The organism is Terriglobus sp. TAA 43 (genome assembly GCF_000800015.1).
In the GTDB taxonomy this organism is placed as follows: Bacteria; Acidobacteriota; Terriglobia; order Terriglobales; family Acidobacteriaceae; genus Terriglobus.
Genome location: NZ_JUGR01000001.1, coordinates 180,132 through 202,444 on the forward strand (window position 1 = coordinate 180,132; position 22,313 = coordinate 202,444).

Below are 22,313 nucleotides of genomic sequence, written 5' to 3' on the forward strand. Positions count from 1 at the left end.
GAGTATGCGTATTGGAGTTGACCTCGGCGGCACGAAAATCGAAGGCCGCGCGTTTGATAACAACGGACAGGAACTGGATCGTCTGCGCGTTCCCACACCGCGTGAAGATTACGACGGCACCGTCGCAACCATCATTGAGGTAGCCAAGTCGCTGGAGACGCGTCTGGGCCAGCAGGGGACGCTGGGTGTTGGCATCCCCGGGTCGGTGGTGAAGTCCACTGGCTTGGTGAAGAATGCGAACTCCACGTGGCTGAATGGCCGTCCGCTGGAGAAGGATCTTTCCAAGGCGTGGGGCCGCGAAGTTCGCTGCGCCAACGACGCCAACTGCCTCGCTGTTTCGGAAGCAGTGGATGGAGCGGGCGCGGGATACAACGTTGTCTTCGGCGTCATCCTTGGTACCGGATGCGGCGGCGGTGTTGCAATCGCAGGCCGGGTACACAACGGTCCGAACGGCATTGGCGGCGAGTGGGGACACAACTCGTTGCCGATGCAGCGCGAAGGCGAATGGCCTGGTCCTGAGTGCTACTGCGGTCAGCGCGGCTGCATGGAGACGTGGGTTGCTGGATCAGGGCTGGAACGCGACTTTCTTGCTGTCACTGGCAAGGCGTTGCGCGGACCTGAGATCGTCAAGCTGAGCGAAAGTGGCGATGCTGAAGCAGAAGCCGCATTGGCGCGTCTGGAAGATCGTCTTGCACGCGGCCTGTCCAACGTCTGCAACCTGCTGGACCCGGATGCCATTGTCTTCGGTGGTGGCCTGTCGCAGTTGGATCGTCTGTACACAAACGTACCGCAGCTCATCGCGCAGTACACCTTTGGCAAGGGATTTGAAACTCCTCTGCGCAAGGCTGTACACGGCGACGCCAGTGGTGTGCGTGGTGCCGCGTGGCTTTGGCCGCAGGAATAGTTCACTCCTTCACAACAACGAAAGGCCGCGATGATGAATCGCGGCCTTTCACGTTTTGCATAGAGAGATTTACAGGCTGACGTGTTCCAGATCCAGGTTCATCCAGTCGCCCTTTTCGATGGCAGCACGAATCTGTGCGGGAGACTTGTGCTGCTGGGTCTGTTGGTAGGCGAAGGCGGCTTCCTTCATGCAGGTGGAGCATTCGGCTCCGTGCAGGCCTTCAAAGCAGGAATGCAGGCTGTTGTGGCCCATGCCCAGGTCGCAACGGCAGTAGCAGGGCATCTGGTGCAGGACCGGCGAAACCTTTGCGGCCATCTTGTACACCGTTACCTGGTACGGGTGCGAAAAGTACACGCCTGTCAGTTGCGCGTCATGCAAAATGGGCGGCAGCGCCTTCGTGGGTGCGGAGGTGTTGTAGGCCGGAATGTCCTTTGACGGGTTCGACCACTGCGCACACGCGGCTACGGTAAGGACGGCAACGGCAACAAGAGCAATCACGCGCTTCATGCATACGATCATAGCGCGGTCTGATCGTGGTGTTCTTTCAAAGCAGAAGGGGCCGCATCTGCGACCCCTTCGGTTCGTAAAGAATTGTTGGAGAGTTATACCGGTTGTGCGCAGAATTTGCAGCGCTTGGCGTCCACCGGGATGTCGGACAGGCATTCCGGGCAAGGCTTTGTAGTGGCCGCTACGGGTGTCTCAAACTTTGCCATCACATACTTCATCGGCATCACGATCATGAAGTAGATGGCCGCAGCGTTGATCAGGAAGTTGATAATCGCGTTTAAAAACTTGCCAACGTGAAGTTCACCCGGCGGAATGTAGCCCGCGGGCAGGGGACTTGGCGGAACAACGTGTCGAAGCGTGGGAACGTGGACGACCAGATTGGAGAAGTCCGGTGCGCCAACAATTGCAGCGATGAACGGTGTGATAATGTCTGCCGTTACCGACGCGGTGATGGCCGCAAATGCAGCACCGATGATGACCGCGACTGCCAGATCAACAACGTTGCCGCGCAGAATGAAATCGCGAAAGCCCTTCAGCATGTGGAGTGTTGCCTCCCTTACTTTGGGGACAGCATACATGCCGCGGCCAATTTATGGCAGCGGGAAGCTTTGGTGTGGTGAAAATTTCGCGATGTTACAGCCAGAACGGATAGACCAGAAAGAACAGGATTACGCAAACGCACATCAGGTCCATGTAGGCGCACAGCACCACTCCGCCGTGGTACCAGTTCCATTGTTTACGCATGCAACGCAGCGTATCCACAGTGCCAATCAACGAAAGCAGCAATGGGATCACAAGCCACGGATTGGCCCGGTTGTAGGGGAAGTTCGACAGCCAGAACGAAACCAGCAAGCTCAGGAGCACCAGTAGATTGGCGCGCAGCAGCGAACGCTGGCGCCAATCCACGAATGCAATCCGGTGATGGTTATGCAGGTACGCCATCGGCTTCAGCTTTAACTGCGGCCTCCATGGCGCGCATGCTCTCGTCGTACGGCGGATACAGAACGCCGCGCTCGGTAATGATGGCGGTCACGTACTTTGCCGGAGTTACGTCGAAGGCAGGGTTTTCAATGCCGCAGCCGTCCGGCGTCATCTGCTTGCCGTTGGAGTGCGTTACTTCGTAGGCGCTGCGTTCTTCAATGGGAATGTCATCGCCGTGCTTCGTCGCCATGTCCACGGTGGACCAGGGTGCAGCGACGTAGAACGGAATGCCATGTTCCTTCGCCAGAACGCTGACGGAGTAGGTGCCGATCTTATTGGCCACATCGCCGTTGGCGGCAATGCGATCCGAACCAACGATCACGGCCTGAACACGACCCTTGCGCATCAGCGCGCCGCTCATGTTGTCGCACAGGACTGAGGTCTGGATGCCGTCGTGGAGCAGTTCCCACGCGGTCAGGCGAGCGCCCTGTAGGTAGGGGCGAGTCTCATCGGCGAGCACGTTGATCTTGTGTCCGGCTTCCACAGCCGCGCGAATTACGCCCAGCGCTGTGCCGTAGCCACAGGTGGCCAGTGCGCCCGCGTTGCAGTGGGTTAGCACGGTGCCTTCCTTCGGCAGCAGTGCCGCGCCGTAGCGGCCCATCGTCTTGCAGGCTTCAATGTCTTCGTCGTACATGCGCAGCGCTTCAGCGCGAACTTCTTCGCGGATGCGCTCGATCTTCTCGGCTTCCGAAAGGTTCGTGGGCTGCTTGTCGACAAGCTGGTAATACAGCACGCGGATGCGCTCAATTGCCCAGAACAGGTTCACGGCGGTGGGGCGAGTGGCGGCCAACACCTTGGCCATCTCGTCCACATCCTTGCTCAGCGCAGCAACGGTGGTCGAAGGCGAGTTCTGGATACCCAATGCCATGCCCATAGCGGCGGAGACGCCGATGGCCGGAGCGCCGCGGACAATCATGTCGCGGATGACGGTGGCAACGTCCTGATAGCTGGTGGCGAGTACGTACGTTTCTTCAAGCGGAAGCTTCGTCTGATCGAGGAAGCGAACGCCCTGGTCGGTCCATTCGAGAGTAGGAATCATCACCTACAAGTTTACGCTTTCGTGAACGGGAAGGTGTGACCGCCATCACCCCTCAGCGGGTTTTCGCCATTGCGATAATGCCATATTTCCTTGCCAGAAACTGCCGTAGGGAAGCAGGTAGTGTGGCGGCGATCTCCTGCCATGTGAGCATCAGTACGCGGCTGCGCAAATGGCTGTAGCGGATGGCAGAAAGAACGGCAAAGTATTGCCGCTGTAGGTCGGGGCGTCGCTCGTCGATGAGCACCGCAAAGCGGGAATCGCTGTGATGCGCTGCCAAAACTCCACGAAGGAGCTGATAGCCGCGAAACAGGTTGCGAGCACGCGGAAGTTGATCCGTCTCGAAGACTTCCTCGAACGTTTCATAACGCTGAAGCAGGTCAGGTCGCGCAGTCTGAAAGTCCGACTCGCTTAATTTCGCCTCCACCAGCAGATCGTCGATGCGCATATCCATCTCTGTGCGGTCGTCGTGGCCACCGCGAAGCGCTGTGCGTACGCGAAAACCAAACAAGGGTGTGGTATCGGAGTCGATATTCAACAGCATTTGCAGGCGTTTCGACCGCAGCGTCTGCGGATGGCAAAAGATGTTCATCAGCAACGCATCGGAACTCACAGCGCAATCCAGTTCGCCACGGCTACGCTCGTTGCCGTGCGCAATGCGGCTGGATGCGGTGTACGTCTTGCCCAGCCGCTCCGCCCATTCAGGATTGGCAACAATGCGTTTGTAACTCGCGGGATGGAAGTTGCCGTGTTGGCCGCTCTCATCTTCACGAAACAACACGGAAGGAATGTTGCTGTACGTGGTTTCATGCGCATGGGCAAGATTGCGCGCGCTGATCTCACGGCGAAGATTCGTCGCGGATCGCACGACAAGTTCCGGGGATTCTGTCCGCGCAGCCATGCATTTATTGTAGGCGATGAAAAGGCGAAGTGCGCACAATTACCGATAGCATGGAGAGGTGCGTACTCTCGACAAATCGAATCTGGGACAGGGCGAAGACTGGTACGGCAATAACGCCGCCGTCACCTGCTTTTCCTGCGGCAAAGTTTTCCTTACCTCACAGGTGCTTCACCGCAAAGGCCGCGCTTGCCCCAACTGTGGCAAATGCAAGGTCCTGGTGAAGAGTTCCGAGGTTGAGGTGTCTGAGGCGACCGATCTTTAGCTCTGCCGCAACTTCTCCGCGCGCACGTCGCTTGCTGTGAACACGCTGACGAACGGCGCATCGCCGATTGCGGCTTCAATGTTTGTGCGGCCACCCTGTTCGCGATCCACGAGGCAGAGTACGGCTGCAACGGTCATGCCTGCGGCCTTCACAGCTTCAATGGCCGTGATGGTGCTGCCGCCGGTGGTGCAGACGTCGTCCACCACGACAACGGAAGCGCCTTCGCGTACATAGCCCTCAATCTGTCGTCCGGTGCCGTGTTGCTTCAGCGCTTTGCGGACGAGGAAGCCATGTACCGGCTTCACGTCGGTGTGTTCTAGCGCGTACCAGGCCGTTGCAGACGCGGTGTTGCTCACCAGCGGATCGGCGCCCATCGTCAAACCACCCACGGCCACTGCGTCGGGAGCGTGTTGGCGAATCAGCTCTGCGAAGACGAGTCCGCTCAGGCGACCGCCCTCGGCATCCAGCGTGGTGGTGCGGCAGTCGATGTAGTAATCGCTCTTGGCACCGGAGGCCAGTGTGAAGTCGCCAAGACGAAAGCTGAGCTTTGCAATCAGGCTGAGAAGTTTGGCGCGGTCGGCGGTCAGAGCGGTGGAGAGTTCCATGTCTCTATCAAAACAGCGAGTCGGCCAGTCAGCAAGTCGGCGTATCGTGTTGAGCGTGAGGTGATGTGACATGGATGCGGTGCGTTTCTTTGTGGACCAGTTGCAGCGGGAGCAGGCATTGAACCGGAAGGTGCTGGCCGTAGTGCCGGAAGGCAAGAACACCTGGAAGCCGCATGACAAATCAATGGAACTTGGCTATCTGGCAGCGCTGGTAGCGCAAATGCCTGCATGGATAGCGATGATGATCGCAACTGACGGTCTTGATTTCGCAGACAGTTCCGCACGCAGCAGCTTCCAGGCAAAGGGTTCGGACTCAACCGCAGCCTTGCTGAAACTGGCCGAGGATTCCGCCGCGAAAGGGAAGTCCGCTCTTGAAGGCACAAACGAAGACCACCTGAACGGTACCTGGAATTTCCGCATGGGTGACAAGGTGTTGGGCGGTGGCACTCGAATTCAGCAGATCGCCGATACCTTCACCCACATGACCCATCATCGCGGCCAATTGACGGTCTACCTGCGCCTGCTTGGAGTGAATGTGCCTTCGACGTACGGTCCAAGCGCGGATGAGAAGGTCGTTTAACCGCTCTCTCTGTAAAAGCACAACGGGTGCAGCCTTGGCTGCACCCGTTCGCTGTTTGTATTTGAAAAAGATTACAGACCCTTGCTCACCAGGAACAGGATCAGGTCCTTCACGCGCGAGCTGTATCCCCACTCGTTGTCGTACCAGGAGATGACCTTGGCCGTCTTCTCGCCGATGACCTTGGTCAGCTTCGAATCGAAGATGGACGAGCGGCTGTCGCCCTTGAAGTCGCTGCTGACCAGTTCCTCATCCGTGTAGCCAAGGATGCCCTTCAGGGCGCCTTCGCTGGCGGACTGGATCGCTTCGTTGATGCTGGCGATGGTCATGGGCTTTTCTGTGTTGAACGTCAGATCGATCACGGAGACGTTCGGCGTGGGCACACGCATGGAGAAGCCGTCGAGCTTGCCGTCCATCTCAGGGATGACCAGCTTCAGGGCCTTGGCTGCGCCGGTGGTCGACGGAATCATGTTGATGGCCGCAGCGCGTGCACGACGCAGGTCCTTGTGCGGGAAGTCCAGGATGACCTGATCGTTGGTGTAGCTGTGGATCGTGGTCATAATGCCGCTGGTGATGCCGAACTTCTCGTGCAGCACCTTCACCACCGGCGCAAGGCCGTTGGTGGTGCAGCTGGCGTTGGAAATGACGTTGTGCTTCGCAGCGTCATACTTGTCGCTGTTTACGCCCAGCACCAGGGTTACGTCCTCGTTCGTGGCAGGAGCGGAGATGATGACCTTCTTCACCGTCTCGCCGAGGTGAGCCTTGGCCTTGGTGGCGTCGGTGAAGTGGCCGGTGGATTCCACCACGATCTGCGCGCCAACCTCTGCCCAGGGCAGCTTGGCGGGGTCGCGCTCGGCGAAAACCTTGATCTTCTTGCCGTTGACGCTGATGTAGTCGTCGCCAGCTTCGATCTCGTGCTTCAGATTGCCGAGAATCGAGTCGTACTTCAGCAGGTGAGCCAGCGTTGAAGGGCTGGTCAAATCGTTGACGGCCACAAACTCGATTTCAGGATTATCGATTGCGGTGCGGAAGACGTTGCGGCCGATACGGCCAAATCCGTTAATGCCTACCTTTACTGCCATGACGTGTCTTTAGCTTCCTCTCAGGGTTACGGCGAACGCCGTTTCGTCCGTCGCAACCAGTGTAGCGGGTGCGCCGTGGGGTGGCGCAATTCGGCTGTGTGAAACCCTGGGGAGCCATCAAAGGTTCCCATCGGGTTTGGCCTGAGCCGCGTGGTGTGTTACAAACCGGCTATGCGGGACTGGATCCGCAACAAGATGAAAAGACGTGGTAAGCGTGGCCCCAACAATAGCGAGGCCACTGGAAAGATTGGGCAGGAGATCCCACAGGATCAGCCTGCAGCACTGCAGCCGAGCTACCCCGAAGCTCCTGCAAAAGCAGAGATAACCACTGAAGCCGAACCGGAAGCGGTTGAGGCGGAGCCAGTTGCTCCCGGCAAGATCGAAGTCGAAACGCAGCCAGAATCGTTGGCCGCGCCGGTGGAACCGCCTTCGATCCCTGCGGGCGACAAGGCTGCTCCGCGTGGCTATGTTGTTCTCACCATTGGCCTTCCTGGCAGTGGCAAGACGACGTGGTTCAAGCGCCGTGGCGTGTCTCCCCTCAGCAGCGACATGCTGCGCAACATCCTGTTCGACGACATCACGGACCAGCGTTACAGCGGTTTGGTGTTCAGTACGCTACGTTCGCTTCTGCGTGCGCGCCTGATTGCCAAGATGCCGTGGAACTACGTGGATGCCACCAACCTCAGCGCCCACGAGCGCCGCCAGTGGATCAAGATGGCGCGTTCGTTCGGCTACGAGGTGCAGGCCGTGTACTTTGACGTGCCGCTGGCCGTTTGCGTAGACCGTAACAGCAAGCGCGAGCGCCGCGTGGCCGATGACGTGATGCAGAAGATGGCAGAGCGTCTGCGTCCGCCGTCGTTCAAAGAAGGTTTTACCAAGATCACGGTGGTTCGCGTGAAGGGAGTGGGCAGCGCCGCTCCGGTATCTGCGGTCAACGACGATGCCTTCAACGCGCCCGTCCCTGCCGATCTTGATGCACCGGAGCTGGACGGCCCGGAAGGCATCGAGCCGGACGATTCGCAGGACGAGTAAGAAAATATGAACGGCGCGGCCATCGAGTTCCGCGACGTGATAGTGGACGCAACGCCCTCCCGGAAAAATTCCGGCGAGGGCGTTGTCATTCTCAACGGTATTTCGTTGCGGCTGGAGGCGGGAACCACGACGGCTCTGCTGGGCCGTTCAGGCAGCGGGAAAACGACGTTGCTGCGCACCATTAACGGACTTGTAGCGCCAACTTCCGGCGCGGTACTGGTCAATGGTGAAGTGGTGGGCAGCGCCGATCTCCTGGCGTTGCGGCGACGCATTGGCTACGTCATTCAGGAGATTGGCCTCTATCCTCACCTGACCATCGAACGCAATGTGGCCATGCCCCTGGAACTTGCGGGAAAGCCGCTGACAGAGCGGCTTTCCCGCGCACACGAATTGCTTGCCATGACCGGGCTTGACCCCGCCAAGTTTGCCGAACGTATGCCGTGGCAGCTTTCCGGCGGACAGCGTCAACGTGCGGGTGTGGCGCGCGCGCTGGCTGCTGACCCTGCCATCCTGCTTCTGGACGAACCCTTTGGCGCGCTCGATCCGCTGACGCGCGTGGAAATACAAACCATGCTGCGCGATCTGTTGAAGAAGTTGCAGAAGACCGCAGTCATCGTTACGCACGATCTTCAGGAAGCGGTCTTTCTCGCTGATCGAATCCTGTTGCTGGACAAGGGAAATATCGTCGCAGACCTGCCTTCGGGCGATGTTCTGCACTCGCAGATTCCCGCCGTGAAGCAGTATGTCGCAGCCGTGCAGCGCTTTCCGGAGGCACAGTCATGAGCTTCCTTCGCCTGCATCTGCATGAGCTTCTGCAACTCGTGTTTGAGCATCTTTGGCTTACTGGATCGGCGATGTTATTTGCTGCGCTTATCGCGATTCCTGCGGGCATCTGGCTCACGCGGCATGAACGCTGGGCCAGGCCTGTGATCGGATTTGCGAACGTGGTGCAGACGGTGCCCAGTCTCGCGCTCTTTGGCTTGCTGTTGCCCGTGCCGTGGCTTGGAGAAAACGCTGCACGGCTGGCTATTCTTGCGCTTACCGGTTATGCGTTGTTGCCGATTTTGCGCAATACCTACGTGGGAATACAAGGCATCGATCCGGCTCTGATCGACGTGAGTCGAGCGCTCGGCATGACAGATTGGCAGCGGTTGATCAAGGTCGAACTGCCTCTTTCCGCGAGTGTTCTGTTGGCTGGGCTGCGCACGGCGACCGTAACGTGCGTTGGCGTGGCGACGATTGCAGCGGCAATTGGTGCAGGCGGCCTGGGCGAATTTATCTTCCGCGGCGTGGCGTCCGTGGACAATCGTTTCGTGCTGCTTGGGGCCGTTCCCGCTGCGTTACTCGCGCTCTTGGCGGATGCGTTTCTTGGATGGATCGAACGTCGCGTGGAAGTGCGGAGGCTGCCGTGAATCGCAGGGCGGCACTGGTGCTGCCGTTGTTTCTCCTGCTGCTGACTGCATGTGATCCGCCGCACGGTTCGCGCATTGTTATCGGCGCAAAGAACTTCACAGAGCAGGTTCTGCTAGGCGAACTGCTGGCACAGGAGATCGAAGCGCAAGGCGAGCCTGTTGACCGGCGGTTCTATCTTGCGGGGAGTTACATTGCGCATCAGGCGCTTGTTTCCGGCCGCATTGACGCCTATGTGGAGTACACCGGAACGGCGTTGACCTCCATCCTGAAACAGCCGCTTGATCACGATCCGCAACGCGTCTTTAATACGGTTGCCCGTATTTATCGTGAACGATACAACGTGCTGATGATGCCGTCGCTCGGCTTTGAAAACACCTTCGCCATGGTGATGCGCGGCGAAGATGCAGATCGCCTCCACGTCACCCGATTAAGCGAACTCGCGACTGCGGCTCCGTCGCTGAAGCTTGGTGTGGGATATGAGTTTGAGGAGCGCCCCGACGGCCTCCACGGGCTGGAAGCCGCCTATGGACTGCGCTTTGCGGATGAACCGCGTGTGATGGACCTCGGGCTGTTGTATCGCGCATTGCAGAACCGACAGGTCGATATCGTCAGCGGCAACTCCACGGATGGCGCGATTACCGCGCTGGGATTCCGTGTTCTCGCGGACGATCGACATTATTTCCCGCCATATCAAGCTGTGCCGTTGGTGCGCGAGGACATGCTTCGAACGCATCCTGCGGCTTTGAAGGCCCTGCAAAAGCTGACAGGAAAGATTACCGAAGCCCAGATGCAGTCCATGAATCACGCCGTGGAAGGCGAACATAAGGACCCCGCAGAAGTGATCAAGGCGTTTCGACTAAAAAACGGCCTGTGATATCAGTTTCGAAGCCTCGAAACACGACTTTCTTCGTGTTTAAGCATCCAACTGAGAAGATGCAGCAAGTAAATCTGAAGCGGCTGATTCTGGCTTGTATGGCCACTATCCTGTCTGTGCTTCTTTTTCTCAAAGCGAATTACGAAAACCTCGACGCAGCCCGTCCGGAGACGCTGCTGTCTTCGCTTTGGAATGTCTGCGGCATCCTGATGCTGGCGTGTATTGCGTGGCTGTGGGTCGAGGTGGTTTTGCTGTTGCTTTCGCCGTCGCAATCAGAGGTAGAGAGCGATGAGAATGATTTGCTAAGCTGGGCGGATGAATCGCATCTCCCTGTATCGTATGGCGCTGTTCCTTACGCTGGTGCTCGCGAATTGCGCTTTTTCGCAGAACAGGAAAACCGTAAGCGGAGCAACGAAAACAGGCTCTGAAAGGACCGCGCAGATGCACGCAACAGGAACATTCCAGGTGTCCGTAAAGCCGGCAGAATCCAGCGAAATCGGCAAAGCTGCAGGACTTGGCCGTATGACCATCGACAAAGTGTGGAGCGGCGGCATCGAGGGCACCAGCAAGGGCGAAATGACCACCACCGCAGTTGGAACCACGATGGCCTATGTTGCGCTGGAAACCATGACTGTGAAAGTGGACGGCAAGTCCGGGACATTCGTGTTCTCGCACAAGGCGACGATGGATTCCACCGATCCGAAGAGCGGTGTTATGGACATCACCGTGTTGCCGAATACCGGTACAGGCGAGTTAAAAGGGATCGAAGGCTCGCTGCAGATCACCATCGACAAATCCGGCCACAGCTACGACTTCACGTACACATTGCCTGCGCAGTAGCTATCGCCTGCCTCTACACGGAGGCAGAGCAGGCTGCTTTTTGCTACAGTTTGTGTTGTCGATTTGGTTCTCGCTCCGTCTCTCAGAGCAGGGCTGACGAACTTCGCTGAGGACACGCATGACTTTCCCGAACCGCTACCGTGCATCGCGCCAGGATGAGGGCTTTACGCTCATCGAACTGCTGATCGTGATGTCGATCATCATCATCATTGCCACCTTCGCGATCCCCAACATCACGCGCATCAAGCGGCAGGGCAACGAGACCTCGGCTATCCAGTCCATTCGTGCCATCGTGGCAGCGCAGTTGCAGTACCAGCAGACGTATCCGGCAAACGGCTATGCCTGCTCGCTGGCAGCCCTTGGCGGCGATAAGGGAGCAGCTCCTACTCCAGCGGCTGCAGGACTGTTACCTACGGATCTCGCGGGCGGCCAGAAGGCGGGTTATACCTTCGCGCTTGTGAACTGCAATAAGGTGACCATCAACAATCAGGATCAATACACGTCGTACGAGATCACCGCTGTTCCGCAGAAGGTAGGCAACACCGGCGACCGTGGCTTCTGCTCCGACGATTCGCAGCAGGTGAAGTACGACCCCAAGGGCGGTACCGCCTGCACCCAGCCCATTCAGTAAATAGGTCTTATGTCGAAGAGGCGCAGCTTCGGCTGCGCCTTTCGTCTGTACGAATGACTCCAGGGAGAGTTTGTGCGTCTTAGCAAAACGATGAAGTTTCTTACAGGATTTGCGGCGGTCGCTGTGTTGACGGTGTCCGCGCACGCGCAGGACGTCCACGCCATCGCATCGAAAGTCGACGACCATTACAACCACTTGACGACGCTGCACGCGACGTACACCGAGCATTACAGCGGCATGGGGCAGCAACGCACCGAAGGTGGCACGCTGTTGTTGAAGAAGCCGGGGCGCATGCGGTGGCAGTACAACAACGGCAAGCTCTTTGTTCTGGATGGCAAATACTCCATCAGCTACACGCCGGGTGATCCGCAGGCTCAGCGCGTCCCCGCAAAGCAACTGGACGACATGCGGTCGCCGCTGCGCTTTCTGCTGGGTCACACCAAGCTGGAAAAGGAACTGGACAACCTGAAGGTGACGCCCGCAGGCAGCGGGGAAGTCACGCTGAGCGGAACGCCGCACTATGCGATGTCGCCCGGTGATCAGCGCGTGCAACGCATCGCCGTCACCGTGGTTGCCGCCACGGGAGTCATCACCGGCCTGCGCATTGAAGAGATAGACGGCACCATAACGGAGTTCGCATTCCGCGATATGAAAGAGAACGTCGCTGCCTCCGATGCAGACTTCCGTTTCACTCCTCCTGCAGGTGTGACGGTGGTGGACGGTCTGCCTCCGGCATAGCCATCTTTCTCTGAAACGGTCGTTTATCGCATGGTGCGTCTTTAGGAAGGGAAATTTCGTCCTTGATCTAGGACCAAATATGTCCTACAACTGAATAAGGACATTTTCAGTCCTCATTCTCCTCAGGATCGTTCCCGATGAAGCCATCGCATTTGCTGTTTGCCCTGCCCATTCTTCTTTCTACGGCCGCTGTTGCACAGGGTCCTGGCGGCGGCGGACCGCCCAAGCGGATTGTTCTGGAAGCGCTGGATACGGATGGTGATGGCCAGCTTTCGGCAGCGGAGATTGCGGCAGCATCGCAGTCGTTGCTGAAGCTGGACAAAAATGGCGATGGGCAGATCACTTCTGCGGAATACAGCCAGCGCCTGGAAGACAAGACCGCAAGCAGCGATCTGGAGCAGCGCCTGATGATGCTGGATAAGAATGGCGACGGCGTTCTGACGGCGGACGAAGTCCCTGAGCGCATGAAGCCGCTCTTTGAAAAGGGCGACGCGAATCATGATGGCAAGCTGACCAAGGAAGAGATTGCTGCCATGTACGGCAAGCAGGCCGATCCCCAGGGGCGTCCTATTGGTCGTGGCAACTTCAGCAGCATGGACCCCGTGATGATCGTTCTGGACGTGGACAAGGACGGCATTCTTTCTGCAACGGAAATCGCCAACGCTCCTGCTGCCCTCAAGACGCTGGACAAGGATGGCGATGGCACGTTGGCCGTGGCAGAGCTTCGCATGCGTCAGCAGACCCCCCGCCAACGCGCGGAACACCTCTTCGACGAGTGGGACACCAACAAGGACGGCGCTCTGCTCAAGGAAGAGATGCCCGACCGCATGCAGGCACAGTTTGAAGCCATCGACACCAACAAGGACGGCAAGGTCGATATGGACGAAGCGACCGCTTACATGGAGAAGCAGCCGCAGGGGCGTGGCCCGGGCGGTCCTGGTGGCCCCGGCGGTCCCGGCGGTGGTCGTGGCCAGGGCGAGCGTGGTCAGGGCGGTCAGCAGCCTCAGCAGTAATCAACTTTGACTTTATTCCGGTCCAATACATTGGCCGGAGCATTTTCTCGACTCACACGGCAAAGATCCGGGAGAGATTTTCAGGTGAATAAGACAGTTTCGAAGATGAAAAATGGCGCAGTGTCACTTGCTGCGATTGCGTTTAGTGTTCTGCCGGGCTTTGTTGCGGCACATGCTGCAGAACCCGCCATGGCACCGGCAAAGGATGCCGCGGGTACATGGGGCTTCTCGCATGAGAACGTGTTGGGAACATCGCTGGACGCGGCCATCAGCGCACCGTCGCAGCACGACGCCCGTGTGGCGGAGAAGGCTGCTCTTGCAGAGTTCGATCGTCTTTCCTCGAAGCTTAGCGCATGGAATGGGGACAGCGAATTTTCGCGTTGGCAGAAGACGCGCGGAGTTGCGGTAAAAGTATCGCCGGAGCTGATGGAGGTGCTGGCGCATTTCGATGCATGGCAGGGTGAGACGGGTGGCGTTCTGAACGCTTCCAGCGAGACCGCAGCAAAGGTATGGCGTGGCCCTGCCGCAAAGGGTGCAGCACCTTCTACGGAACAGCTTGCTGCTGCGGTGCAGGCGATGAAGCAGCCCCACTGGTCGTTAGATCGCACCAACGGCACAGCAACGCGTCTCAGCGATGCTCCGCTGGTCCTTGCTACGTTTACCAAGAGCTGGATCACGGAGAAGGCTGCGGAGGCCACTCTGCACGCCGGCGCAACCGGCGTGATGTTGAACGTGGGCGGTGACATCGTAACTCGTGGCGCGCTGACGCAGCGCGTTGACGTTGCCAATCCGCAGGCACACGCAGAGAACGATGCAGCTATCGACACAGTCGTGTTGCGCGATCGTGCCATTGCAACCAGCGGCAGCTATCGCCGCGGCTTTGATGTTGCAGGCGAGCGCATGTCCCACATCATCGACCCGCGCACGGCTACGCCTGCAGCGCAGGTGCTGTCCTCCAGCGTTATCGCACAGGATGCAACCACCGCAGGCGCACTCGCCACAGCGTTGTCCATCCTGTCGCCGCGTGAATCGCAGGCGTTGATGGAGCGTCATCCTAATGCGCAATATCTCATCGTGACTGCGTCTGGCGAAGAGATTCGCAGCAAGGGCTGGACGAACTACGCAGAGCCGAAGTTGGAGCGCGCTGCATACATCGTGAAGGCGGGCGCTGCTGCGCCGCAGGCTGGCACGAACTGGAACCAGTCCATGGAACTCCAGATCAAGCTGGAACTGCCGCGTATGGACAATCCGCGTTACCGCCGTCCGTACGTTGCGGTATGGATTGAAGACAAGGACAAGTATCCCGTTCGCACCATTGCGCTGTGGTTCAAGAATCCGCGCTGGCTGAATGAATTGAAGGGCTGGTATCGCGATGACCAGCTTCGCAATCTGAGCGAGGGCACGGACATCTCCGCGACGGTCTCCAGCGCCACGCGCGTTCCCGGTGCGTATACGCTGAAGTGGGACGGTAAAGACAACAACGGCAAGCTGGTGAAGGCCGGAACGTACACCGTGGTGATTGAGGCCGCACGTGAACACGGCGGACACTCATTGTTGCGTCAGGAAATCAACTTCGATGGCACGCCTTCTGCAAAGACGTTGCCGGCGAGCGAAGAACTGGGAGCGGTGCAGCTTGACTACCGTAAACACTAGTCCTTCCACCAAACCCGAAAGTCATCACAGCACACCCGGAAAGGCGAAACAGCCTTTCCGGGTGCGTCTGCGTAAGCAGACCGCGATTATCTCGCGCTGGCTGCATATCTACCTGTCCATGGTGAGCTTCGCCGTGGTGCTGTTCTTCGCCGTAACAGGGCTCACACTTAACCACGCCGAGTATTTTTCGCATGGTGAGGTGGTTAAGAACCTTAACGGTTCACTCTCGGCGAAAGAGATGGGGCCGAAGGATCATCCGGACACGCTGGCCATTGTGGAACATATCCGCAACACGGACCACGTACACGGCGCGGTGAACACCGAAGACCTGCGCGTGGATGATGACCAGATCACCTTTAGCTTTCGCGGCCCCGGCTATAGCGCAGACACAACGGTAGATCGCGCCACAGGGAAGTACCAGGTGGTGGAGACCAAAGCAGGATTCGTCGCCGTCATCAACGACCTTCACAAGGGGCGCGACAGCGGCAAGGTGTGGTCGTGGGTCATCGACGGCTCAGCCATCCTGCTGACGCTTGTGTCGCTCTCAGGACTGGTGCTGATCTTCTTCATCTACAAGCGCCGTACCAGCGGTCTGCTCTTGGCCGCGATTGCAACAGCTTTGTGCTTACTGCTCTATCGCATCTGGGTACCGTAGAAGAACAAAAAAGCCTCGCTCGCGATGAATCCATCGCGAGCGAGGCTTTTTGCATTTAGCAAGTGAGATCGTCGCGAGTAATTTTCAGCTCGCCGAGATTTCCCAACAAGGTCAGTGAAATTCTCTCTGGCTTCAGCAGCTCCACAGCAAGGCGTTGCACATCGGCAGCGGTAACGCGATCCACGTCGGCAATGATGTCGTCGACGGTGTTGAATCGACCGTAGTACATCTGCTGACGCGCGAGATTGCTCATACGCGATGAGGAGCTTTCCAGCCCCAGCACGATGTTGCCTTTGCTCTGATTCTTGGCGCGGTCCAGTTCATCTTCGCTGACAGGCTCCGCCTTAATGCGGCGGAACTCTTCCAGGATCAGGTGCAGCATCTCCTGCGTCTTCTCAATCGACGTTCCGGCATAGATGCTCAGCGCGCCGGTGTCGCGGAAGGGCGACAGTTCTGAGTAGATTGAGTACGCCAGCCCAGCCTCTTCGCGCACCGACTGGAACAGCCGGGAACTCATGCCGCCGCCAAGGATGCTGCTGAGAAGGTACAGCGCATAGCGATCAGGATGATCCACACGCGGCGCAGGAACGCCAAGACAGATCTGTACCTGCTCCAGCGACTTCTTGTTGCGCAGCGTGATGTGTGGCGTAGCTGAGGGTTCAGGGAAACGTGTCGTCGTGCCAGGGGTTGCTGCCAGCGCGCCGAAGTAGCGCGTCACCTCTGCAATCATCTCTTCGTGTTCGAGGTGTCCTGCGGCAGAGAAGACCATATTGGAAGGCACGAAGCGCTCAGAATGAAAACGGCGTACCGCAGCTTCATCAAAGCTGGAGACGGTCTTTGCCGTGCCCAGAATCGAGCGTGCCAGCGGATCGTTCTTCCAGAAGTTTGCCGTGTGAATCTCGTGGATGAGGTAATCGGGATTGTCCTCGTCCATCTTAATTTCTTCTAGGACAACGGACTGTTCGCGCGCAATGTCGTCGGCGCTGAACGTCGGGTTCAGGACCAGATCAGAAAGGATGTTCATCGCGGCAGGCACATTCGTGTCCAGCACCTTGATGTTGAAGCAGACGGTCTCTTTGCCGGTGAATGCGTCCAGATTGCCACCGATGGCATCGGTCTCGCGCGCAATGTCGCGTGCAGAGCGGGTCGTGGTGCCCTTGAAGACCATGTGTTCTACAAAATGAGACAGGCCGTTCTCTTCCGCCTGTTCGTCGCGCGATCCGGTGCCAATCCAGACGCCCAGGCTGATGGAACGGACATGCGGCATGCGTTCGGTCAGCACCATCATGCCGTTCGGCAGAGTGGTGCGGCGGATGTTGCGTTCATTGGATGCGGCATTCTCCGCAAGGGGAGTGGTTTCGACCATCCTTCCATTGTAGCGGTCGACGGGCGTCAGGCTCTGCGCTGTATCGGTTCGCCCGAAATGCGTTTCAAAAGCCGTGCTTTCACGTCAGGCCAGTCCTCCGCTGTGATGCTGTACCACTTCGTATGCCGCGTCGATCCGTCGGGCATGATCATGTGGTTGCGGAAGGTCCCTTCATACTGCGCGCCCAGCTTCAGCATGGCGTTCTGCGAATGCACATTCTCATGGTGAGTTTTGAGCGCGATGCGCCGTAGTCCCAGCGTTTCAAAGCCGTAGGTCAACTGCAGCAGCTTCACGCGCGGATTCACGCCGCTGGAACGCCACGCCTTCGCCAGCCATGTAAAACCGATCTCCGCGCCGCGATGCGCTCTTTGGATATCCAGAAACCGGGTGGCGCCAACTGCTTCGTCGCCGACGAAGGTCACCCATGCTTCTACCAGCCCCTGTTCAGCTTGCAGAAGAGAATCCTCAACATGCTTCATCACGTCGTCGGGCGAGGTCGGGCGAACATTCATGTAACGCCAGATGGATTCATCCAGAGCAATCTGCGTCAGTGCAGGAATGTGTGTCGAGGATAGCGGCTCAAGTCGAACGCCGTAGCCTTCCAGCATTGGCGTGTGGTTCATTGCGATGGCTCGCGTTCGGCAAGCTCCATCAGTGCATCTGCCACGCGGTCGTAGTCGTGACGCAGCACAACGCCTTCATACACAAAGCTGCCCGTAACCGGGGTTACACCCATAGCGCGAATGCGGTCCAAATCATTTTCAATGGGCTGCTGGCCACCGCTCGCATAGTGCTGCAACAGCGCTGGCGAGATGGGGGCGGTGTTCAGCAACGCAAAGTCGAACAGCCGTTGTCCGCCGGTGTGCGACTGGATGCGTGTCATGTGTTCCGACGCGGTCAGGCCAATGGATTCGTTCGCCTGCGTCATCAGGTTGCCAATGAACACACGTTTCGCCTTCGAGGTGGCAATCGCCTCAGGAATGCCTTTCACCAACAGGTTGGTAATGAGGGAAGTGAAGAGTGATCCCGGGCCTACCGTGATGAGGTCCGCTTCGCGAATGGCCTCGAGGGCTTCCTGCATAGGAGGCGCGTCCGAAGGATGCATGCGCAGCTCTGCTATGCGATGTCTCGACGCGGTAATGTTCGTTTCGCCGTGGACTACAGAACCATCGTCCATGACGGCCGATAGCGTTACATGCGAGTTGGTAGCAGGATAGATGTTGCCACGCGCCGCCAGAATGTGGGACGAGGCCTGCACCGCCTTGGCGAAATCGCCGCCGTGAATGGCCGTCAAAGCTGCAAGAAAAAGATTGCCAAACGAATGACCCGAGAGGGCATGCATCGTTCCGTCACTTGGGAAACGATATTGGAACAGCTTGGTCAGCAGTTGTTCATCTTCGCTGAGAGCTGCGACGCAGTTGCGCACATCGCCCGGCGGGTGAATCTGCAGATCCTCACGCAGTCGCCCGGATGAACCACCGTCGTCCGTCACCGTGACCAGCGCAGACAGTTTGCGAATGCGGCACGGTACGTTGAGACAGGCGTTGTTGCTTTGTTCGCTTGCATCTGCCGGGTCCACGTAGCGCTTCAAGCCACGCAGCAGCGTGGAGAGGCCCGTGCCTCCACCAATCGCCACTACACGAAGCTGTTTTGCTGAAGCGTCAGGCATCTCTGGAGTGTACCCGTTCCGTTATGCGAAATTGCGCAGGTTTCGGTTCAATTCCGGAGAAGAGTCGGGGCAGGACTTCCGTTCAGTACGGCCTCAATGTTGTCCAACGCAAGCATGCCCATTGCCGTGCGAGTCTCCACTGTGGCGCTGCCAATGTGGGGTAGTAGGAACGTGTTGGGTAAATCGAGATAACCGGGATTCAGTTTGGGTTCGCCTTCGAAAACGTCCAGTCCTGCCGCGGCAATCCGTCCTGACTTTAGCGCTGCAATCAGGTCGTCGTCCTTCACCAGCCCGCCGCGTGACGTGTTGATGACGATTGCGCCAGCGGGAAGCAGTTCGATGTTTTCTGTGCGAAGGAAGTGCCGCGTCTCCTCTGATGCAGGTGCATTCAGCGAAAGGAACTGGCTTACATGCAGCAGGGAAGCCACGTCCTCATGGAAGACAGCACCTTGTTCCTCTTCTGGTGGTAGCTGGCGGCGATTGTTGTAGTGCACCTGCATGCCGAAGGCACGCGCGCGATGCGCCAGCGCCTGACCGATGCGTCCCATGCCATAGATGCCCAGCACCTTGCCTTGTGGTGACACACCCAGCAGATCACCCTTGGAGGACGCCCACAGACCGCTGCGCAGCCGCTGCTGCGCCTCGTATGCGCGGCGCGAGGCCCCCAGGAGCAGCAGCATGGCTACGTCCGCGGTCGCATCGGTTAGCACGCCCGGTGTGTGTGCCACAGGGATGCCTCTGGCGCGCGCCGCTGCCAGGTCGATATGGTCGTACCCCACGGAAAACGTGGCGATCGCTTTGACGGACTGTGAGAGCAGGGAAAAGAAGCGCGCATCCAGCTTGTTCACCGGCGACACGAGGATGGCATCAGCGCCGTCGGCTGCCTGCAGTAACTCGTCCTGCGTCCACGGCTGTTCGTTGGGGTTCCAGCGGGGCTCAAAATCGCGGTTAATGCGTGCATCCACCTCGGGGGTGAAGTGGCGGGCCACGGCAAGGATAGGCTTCATGGAGTCCATGTTAGCGGCAGTCAGATCGGCACCAAGAACTTGGGCCGACAAGATGCCGGCCCAGGTTCGGATGTTTAGTTTTTTTCTACGCTTCCGGATACAGCAGTTCGGTGAACCGCGGATCGTCTGTCATGTCCTGAAAGTCGGAGTCGGAGCGGGCCAGGATGCGGTTCTGGCCGTTCAGCCGGATTGCCTCCGTAAGCTTTTCCAGGCAGTTATGCGAGTCGCCGGTGACCGATGCAAGCACTGCCAGGCCGTAGAACGCATAGTCGGCTTCGGAGTTGCCATCCAGAATCTCGTTGAGGTGCTCACGCGCATCTTCAAATTGCCCGTCGTTCAGCAGTGAGATGGCGTAGTCATACCTCTCTTCCGCAGACGTAAAGGTCGCTGTCTTACGGTTCGCTTGTGCGACGCACGCGGCAAGATACATGCGGATGCGGTCGATGAATTCCGACGGAGCGATCTGCAGAAGCTTTTCCAGCGATGGATGTGCGGCAGCGTAGTTGCCCTGCTGCATCGCGCGAACGGCTTCTTCGTACTGCCGCAGAATCTCCTGCCGCAGTTCGTCCTGCGCAGGCGCCACGGTGCCTGCGATGGTGCGTGAGGGCTTTCCGGTCGTAGTGGTCTTGCCGGGCTTTGCAGAGGGCTTGGAGGTTGCAGATTTTGCGGCTGGCATGAGTGTCCTGAAAGTTTTCCGTATGCCTGGTTGGCTTGGGGGACGGATGAAGTTGGCAACGGGTGTTCGCTATGCGTTATACGGGAGTGTTGCGGCGCGGTCAAGGGCGTGGCATTCGGCTGCGCTCCGCCGCAGCGTACAGCACTGGATTGAGTGTGGGATCGTTATACATCTTCATCTGCCGATAAAGCTGAAAACGCCGCTCGCCATGAACCACCTGTTGCCACAACTCGGCCAGGCAGCCCGCTAGCGCAGAGCTTTGTTCCTGCAGGATGGCGAGTCGCTGACGGTTGCGTTCCCGATGCTCCTCTGTCGCATCCTGCCGGTGAGTTTCTTCTTCGGTATGAAAGATCTTCAAAGAGAGAATCGACAGTCGATCCAAAATCATGCCTGGTGTCTCGGAATGCAACGGAGACTCAGGATTGGGTAAACTCACAGTAGTCAGCGCGGACATCAATGCGTTGTCCACTTTCTCTACCAGGTCGTTGCGACGTTGATTGGTTTGGTCGATCTCGCGCTTCACCTGGGCGATCACTGCATCGGTTGCGCCTGTGTCGCGTGCTCGATCTTCCAGGTGCCATAAGTCAAAGTTACTGCGATGTAAACGCAGCAATAAATCAGCGTCAGAAGCCTCTGAGTTAACAACGTGCCAGCTTGCTGTGTGTTCCGCAAAACGCAGCGTTTCCGCATGCGCATCAAGCAGATGTGTCATTTCTGGCGTGGGGTCGAAAGTGGAGTTGGCGTGTAGCATGCAGGTCAGAATGAGTGTAACGGGAACGGGCAGGAGTGCCACTATCAGCCGATCAGCGCGTAGGGTTCTGATTTATCGACTGGGAAGTTTAGGTGACACACTGGTGGCACTTCCATCGCTTCATCTGGTGGAACGCGCGTTCCCCATGGCGGATCGCAGACTACTGACAAACTTCCCTGTTTCAGGGAAGGCGCCTGCTGCTGCCGCGGTTCTGGGCGACTCCGGGCTCATCCACGGCTATGAGCGCTACACGGTAGGTACACGTAGCCCGTGGGAACTGCTGAAGCTTGTCTTTCGCATCCGTCGTTTCCGTCCGAACGCGATGGTCTACCTCATGGCGGCGCGCGGCACTGTCACCGCCGAGCGTGATCTGCGCTTCTTCCGCACAATCTGCGGTATCCGCAACGTCATCGGCATTCCCGTTACAGAAGACATGCAGCGTTGCCGCGTGGATGCGGCAGGCTTGTTAGAGCCAGAAGCTTCAAGACTGGCGCGTAACATCGGCGCCCTGGGCGAGGCATACCTGAACGAGTCTGCGAGCTGGGATATGCGGCTCTCAGACGATGAAGTTGCCGCTGCCGATCTTCTTCTGCAACCCGTAGCGCATATGCCGTGCATCGCCGTCAGTGTGGGAACTAAGGTGCAGGCAAAGGATTGGGGGCGCGATAACTGGCGCGCTCTACTGGCTCGAGTTGCAGACCTGTATCCGAACCACGGCCTCGTACTTGCCGGTGCTCCGGAGGAATCAGAGGCAAGCGAGTTTGCAGCCGATGGCTGGCGTTCTGTTGAGGGAGCCGGTCCTGTTGTGAATCTCTGCGGCAAGCTATCGCCGCGACAGAGTGCCGCTGCCTTCCGCAGATGCCGAGTCTTTCTCGGGCATGATAGCGGCCCGATGCATCTTGCAGCATCGGTGCAAACACCTTGCGTGGCCATCTTCGCAGCACGTAACAAGCCACGCATGTGGTTCCCATTCGGAAAACATCATCGTGTGATTTACCACCATGTGGACTGTTGGGGATGCGCTTTGGAGACCTGCATTGAACAAAAGCGCAAATGTCTGCTTTCTATCACCGTCGACGAAGTATTGGCTGCGCTTACGGCTACCATGAAGGTGTCCGTCGCAAAGACGTCTTGAAGGAG

28 protein-coding genes are annotated in these 22,313 nt (G+C 58.3%); 15 read left to right on the top strand and 13 right to left on the bottom strand.

The features are described from left to right. The first annotated feature begins 4 nt into the window (after window positions 1-4). Window positions 5-904 (top strand): ROK family protein, encoded by a 900-nt coding sequence (locus M504_RS00730; RefSeq protein ID WP_047492893.1) that lies wholly within the window; start codon window positions 5-7, stop codon window positions 902-904. Between the two features lie 69 nt (window positions 905-973). Here the strand turns inward: M504_RS00730 and M504_RS00735 are convergent, their stop codons facing one another. From M504_RS00735 to M504_RS00755, 5 genes are all read right to left on the bottom strand, one after another. Beyond that, window positions 974-1,411 carry a CYCXC family (seleno)protein gene (locus M504_RS00735; RefSeq protein WP_047492895.1) on the bottom strand — a complete coding sequence of 146 codons (438 nt, stop codon included), beginning with the start codon at window positions 1,409-1,411 and terminating at the stop codon, window positions 974-976. Window positions 1,412-1,506: 95 nt separating this feature from the next. Continuing rightward, complete coding sequence (gene mscL / locus M504_RS00740) at window positions 1,507-1,950, bottom strand: large conductance mechanosensitive channel protein MscL (RefSeq protein WP_047486825.1); 444 nt, start codon at window positions 1,948-1,950, stop codon at window positions 1,507-1,509. 94 nt (window positions 1,951-2,044) lie between these two features. Then, window positions 2,045-2,353 (bottom strand): hypothetical protein, encoded by a 309-nt coding sequence (locus tag M504_RS00745; protein ID WP_047486829.1) that lies wholly within the window; start codon window positions 2,351-2,353, stop codon window positions 2,045-2,047. Continuing rightward, a complete protein-coding gene (gene mtnA, locus M504_RS00750) occupies window positions 2,337-3,431 on the bottom strand; it encodes an S-methyl-5-thioribose-1-phosphate isomerase (protein WP_047486832.1) in 1,095 nt (364 codons plus the stop codon). The genes M504_RS00745 and mtnA overlap by 17 nt, the downstream gene beginning before the upstream one ends. A gap of 52 nt (window positions 3,432-3,483) precedes the next feature. Then, the gene (locus M504_RS00755) at window positions 3,484-4,329 is read right to left on the bottom strand and encodes a hypothetical protein (protein ID WP_047492898.1); all 846 of its coding nucleotides are present in this window, start codon (window positions 4,327-4,329) and stop codon (window positions 3,484-3,486) included. 58 nt (window positions 4,330-4,387) lie between these two features. Between M504_RS00755 and M504_RS00760 the strand changes: the two genes are divergently transcribed. Then, window positions 4,388-4,591 (top strand): hypothetical protein, encoded by a 204-nt coding sequence (locus tag M504_RS00760; RefSeq protein WP_047486835.1) that lies wholly within the window; start codon window positions 4,388-4,390, stop codon window positions 4,589-4,591. On the opposite strand, the gene pyrE is transcribed toward M504_RS00760, so the two are convergent. Further along, entirely contained in the window at window positions 4,588-5,196 is a 609-nt protein-coding gene (pyrE, locus tag M504_RS00765; protein ID WP_047492901.1) for an orotate phosphoribosyltransferase, read from the bottom strand. The genes M504_RS00760 and pyrE overlap by 4 nt on opposite strands. Before the next feature lie 70 nt (window positions 5,197-5,266). Here pyrE and M504_RS00770 point away from each other — a divergent pair, with 70 nt between their 5' ends. Next, window positions 5,267-5,776, top strand: coding sequence for a DinB family protein (locus M504_RS00770; RefSeq protein WP_047486838.1), 510 nt, complete (start codon window positions 5,267-5,269; stop codon window positions 5,774-5,776). Window positions 5,777-5,847: 71 nt separating this feature from the next. On the opposite strand, the gene gap is transcribed toward M504_RS00770, so the two are convergent. Next, a complete protein-coding gene (gene gap, locus M504_RS00775; RefSeq protein ID WP_047486840.1) occupies window positions 5,848-6,855 on the bottom strand; it encodes a type I glyceraldehyde-3-phosphate dehydrogenase in 1,008 nt (335 codons plus the stop codon). A gap of 195 nt (window positions 6,856-7,050) precedes the next feature. On the opposite strand from gap, the gene M504_RS20975 reads away from it, so the two are divergent. The 11 genes from M504_RS20975 (at window position 7,051) to M504_RS00830 (ending at window position 15,704) form a co-directional block, all read left to right on the top strand. Beyond that, a complete protein-coding gene (locus tag M504_RS20975) occupies window positions 7,051-7,887 on the top strand; it encodes an ATP-binding protein (RefSeq protein WP_052200763.1) in 837 nt (278 codons plus the stop codon). Window positions 7,888-7,893: 6 nt separating this feature from the next. After that, the gene (locus M504_RS00785; protein WP_047486843.1) at window positions 7,894-8,670 is read left to right on the top strand and encodes an ATP-binding cassette domain-containing protein; all 777 of its coding nucleotides are present in this window, start codon (window positions 7,894-7,896) and stop codon (window positions 8,668-8,670) included. Further along, window positions 8,667-9,299 carry an ABC transporter permease gene (locus tag M504_RS00790; protein ID WP_047486846.1) on the top strand — a complete coding sequence of 211 codons (633 nt, stop codon included), beginning with the start codon at window positions 8,667-8,669 and terminating at the stop codon, window positions 9,297-9,299. Before M504_RS00785 ends, M504_RS00790 begins: the two co-directional genes overlap by 4 nt. After that, window positions 9,260-10,174 (top strand): glycine betaine ABC transporter substrate-binding protein, encoded by a 915-nt coding sequence (locus M504_RS00795; protein ID WP_052200160.1) that lies wholly within the window; start codon window positions 9,260-9,262, stop codon window positions 10,172-10,174. Before M504_RS00790 ends, M504_RS00795 begins: the two co-directional genes overlap by 40 nt. Window positions 10,175-10,233: 59 nt before the next feature. Beyond that, complete coding sequence (locus M504_RS00800) at window positions 10,234-10,602, top strand: hypothetical protein (protein ID WP_156993387.1); 369 nt, start codon at window positions 10,234-10,236, stop codon at window positions 10,600-10,602. A gap of 13 nt (window positions 10,603-10,615) precedes the next feature. Next, window positions 10,616-11,014 (top strand): DUF3224 domain-containing protein, encoded by a 399-nt coding sequence (locus M504_RS00805; protein ID WP_047486852.1) that lies wholly within the window; start codon window positions 10,616-10,618, stop codon window positions 11,012-11,014. Window positions 11,015-11,132: 118 nt separating this feature from the next. Continuing rightward, a complete protein-coding gene (locus M504_RS00810; protein ID WP_047486856.1) occupies window positions 11,133-11,645 on the top strand; it encodes a type IV pilin protein in 513 nt (170 codons plus the stop codon). 72 nt (window positions 11,646-11,717) lie between these two features. Further along, window positions 11,718-12,383, top strand: coding sequence for an outer membrane lipoprotein carrier protein LolA (locus M504_RS00815; RefSeq protein WP_232296105.1), 666 nt, complete (start codon window positions 11,718-11,720; stop codon window positions 12,381-12,383). Window positions 12,384-12,520: 137 nt separating this feature from the next. Continuing rightward, window positions 12,521-13,396 carry an EF-hand domain-containing protein gene (locus M504_RS20980; protein WP_052200161.1) on the top strand — a complete coding sequence of 292 codons (876 nt, stop codon included), beginning with the start codon at window positions 12,521-12,523 and terminating at the stop codon, window positions 13,394-13,396. 84 nt (window positions 13,397-13,480) lie between these two features. Beyond that, on the top strand, window positions 13,481-15,049 hold the full coding sequence (locus tag M504_RS00825; protein WP_232296106.1) for a DUF2271 domain-containing protein: 1,569 nt from the start codon (window positions 13,481-13,483) through the stop codon (window positions 15,047-15,049). Beyond that, on the top strand, window positions 15,030-15,704 hold the full coding sequence (locus M504_RS00830; protein WP_232296107.1) for a PepSY-associated TM helix domain-containing protein: 675 nt from the start codon (window positions 15,030-15,032) through the stop codon (window positions 15,702-15,704). Before M504_RS00825 ends, M504_RS00830 begins: the two co-directional genes overlap by 20 nt. A 55-nt stretch (window positions 15,705-15,759) precedes the next feature. Here M504_RS00830 and M504_RS00835 read toward each other — a convergent pair whose 3' ends face one another. The 6 genes from M504_RS00835 to M504_RS00860 all read right to left on the bottom strand — a co-directional run bounded on the left by M504_RS00835 (window position 15,760) and on the right by M504_RS00860 (window position 21,215). Next, window positions 15,760-17,070 carry a pitrilysin family protein gene (locus M504_RS00835; RefSeq protein ID WP_047486861.1) on the bottom strand — a complete coding sequence of 437 codons (1,311 nt, stop codon included), beginning with the start codon at window positions 17,068-17,070 and terminating at the stop codon, window positions 15,760-15,762. 26 nt (window positions 17,071-17,096) lie between these two features. After that, window positions 17,097-17,693, bottom strand: coding sequence for a GNAT family N-acetyltransferase (locus tag M504_RS00840; protein ID WP_047486863.1), 597 nt, complete (start codon window positions 17,691-17,693; stop codon window positions 17,097-17,099). After that, complete coding sequence (yvcK, locus tag M504_RS00845; RefSeq protein WP_047486866.1) at window positions 17,690-18,739, bottom strand: uridine diphosphate-N-acetylglucosamine-binding protein YvcK; 1,050 nt, start codon at window positions 18,737-18,739, stop codon at window positions 17,690-17,692. The genes M504_RS00840 and yvcK overlap by 4 nt, the downstream gene beginning before the upstream one ends. Before the next feature lie 47 nt (window positions 18,740-18,786). After that, complete coding sequence (locus M504_RS00850; protein WP_052200764.1) at window positions 18,787-19,746, bottom strand: D-glycerate dehydrogenase; 960 nt, start codon at window positions 19,744-19,746, stop codon at window positions 18,787-18,789. 85 nt (window positions 19,747-19,831) lie between these two features. Then, complete coding sequence (locus M504_RS00855; RefSeq protein ID WP_047486870.1) at window positions 19,832-20,422, bottom strand: M48 family metallopeptidase; 591 nt, start codon at window positions 20,420-20,422, stop codon at window positions 19,832-19,834. A gap of 100 nt (window positions 20,423-20,522) precedes the next feature. Continuing rightward, window positions 20,523-21,215, bottom strand: coding sequence for a DUF4254 domain-containing protein (locus tag M504_RS00860; protein ID WP_232296108.1), 693 nt, complete (start codon window positions 21,213-21,215; stop codon window positions 20,523-20,525). A gap of 61 nt (window positions 21,216-21,276) precedes the next feature. Between M504_RS00860 and M504_RS00865 the strand changes: the two genes are divergently transcribed. Then, window positions 21,277-22,308, top strand: a complete 1,032-nt coding sequence (locus M504_RS00865) for a glycosyltransferase family 9 protein (RefSeq protein WP_232296109.1) — start codon at window positions 21,277-21,279, stop codon at window positions 22,306-22,308. The last annotated feature ends 5 nt before the right edge of the window (window positions 22,309-22,313 follow it).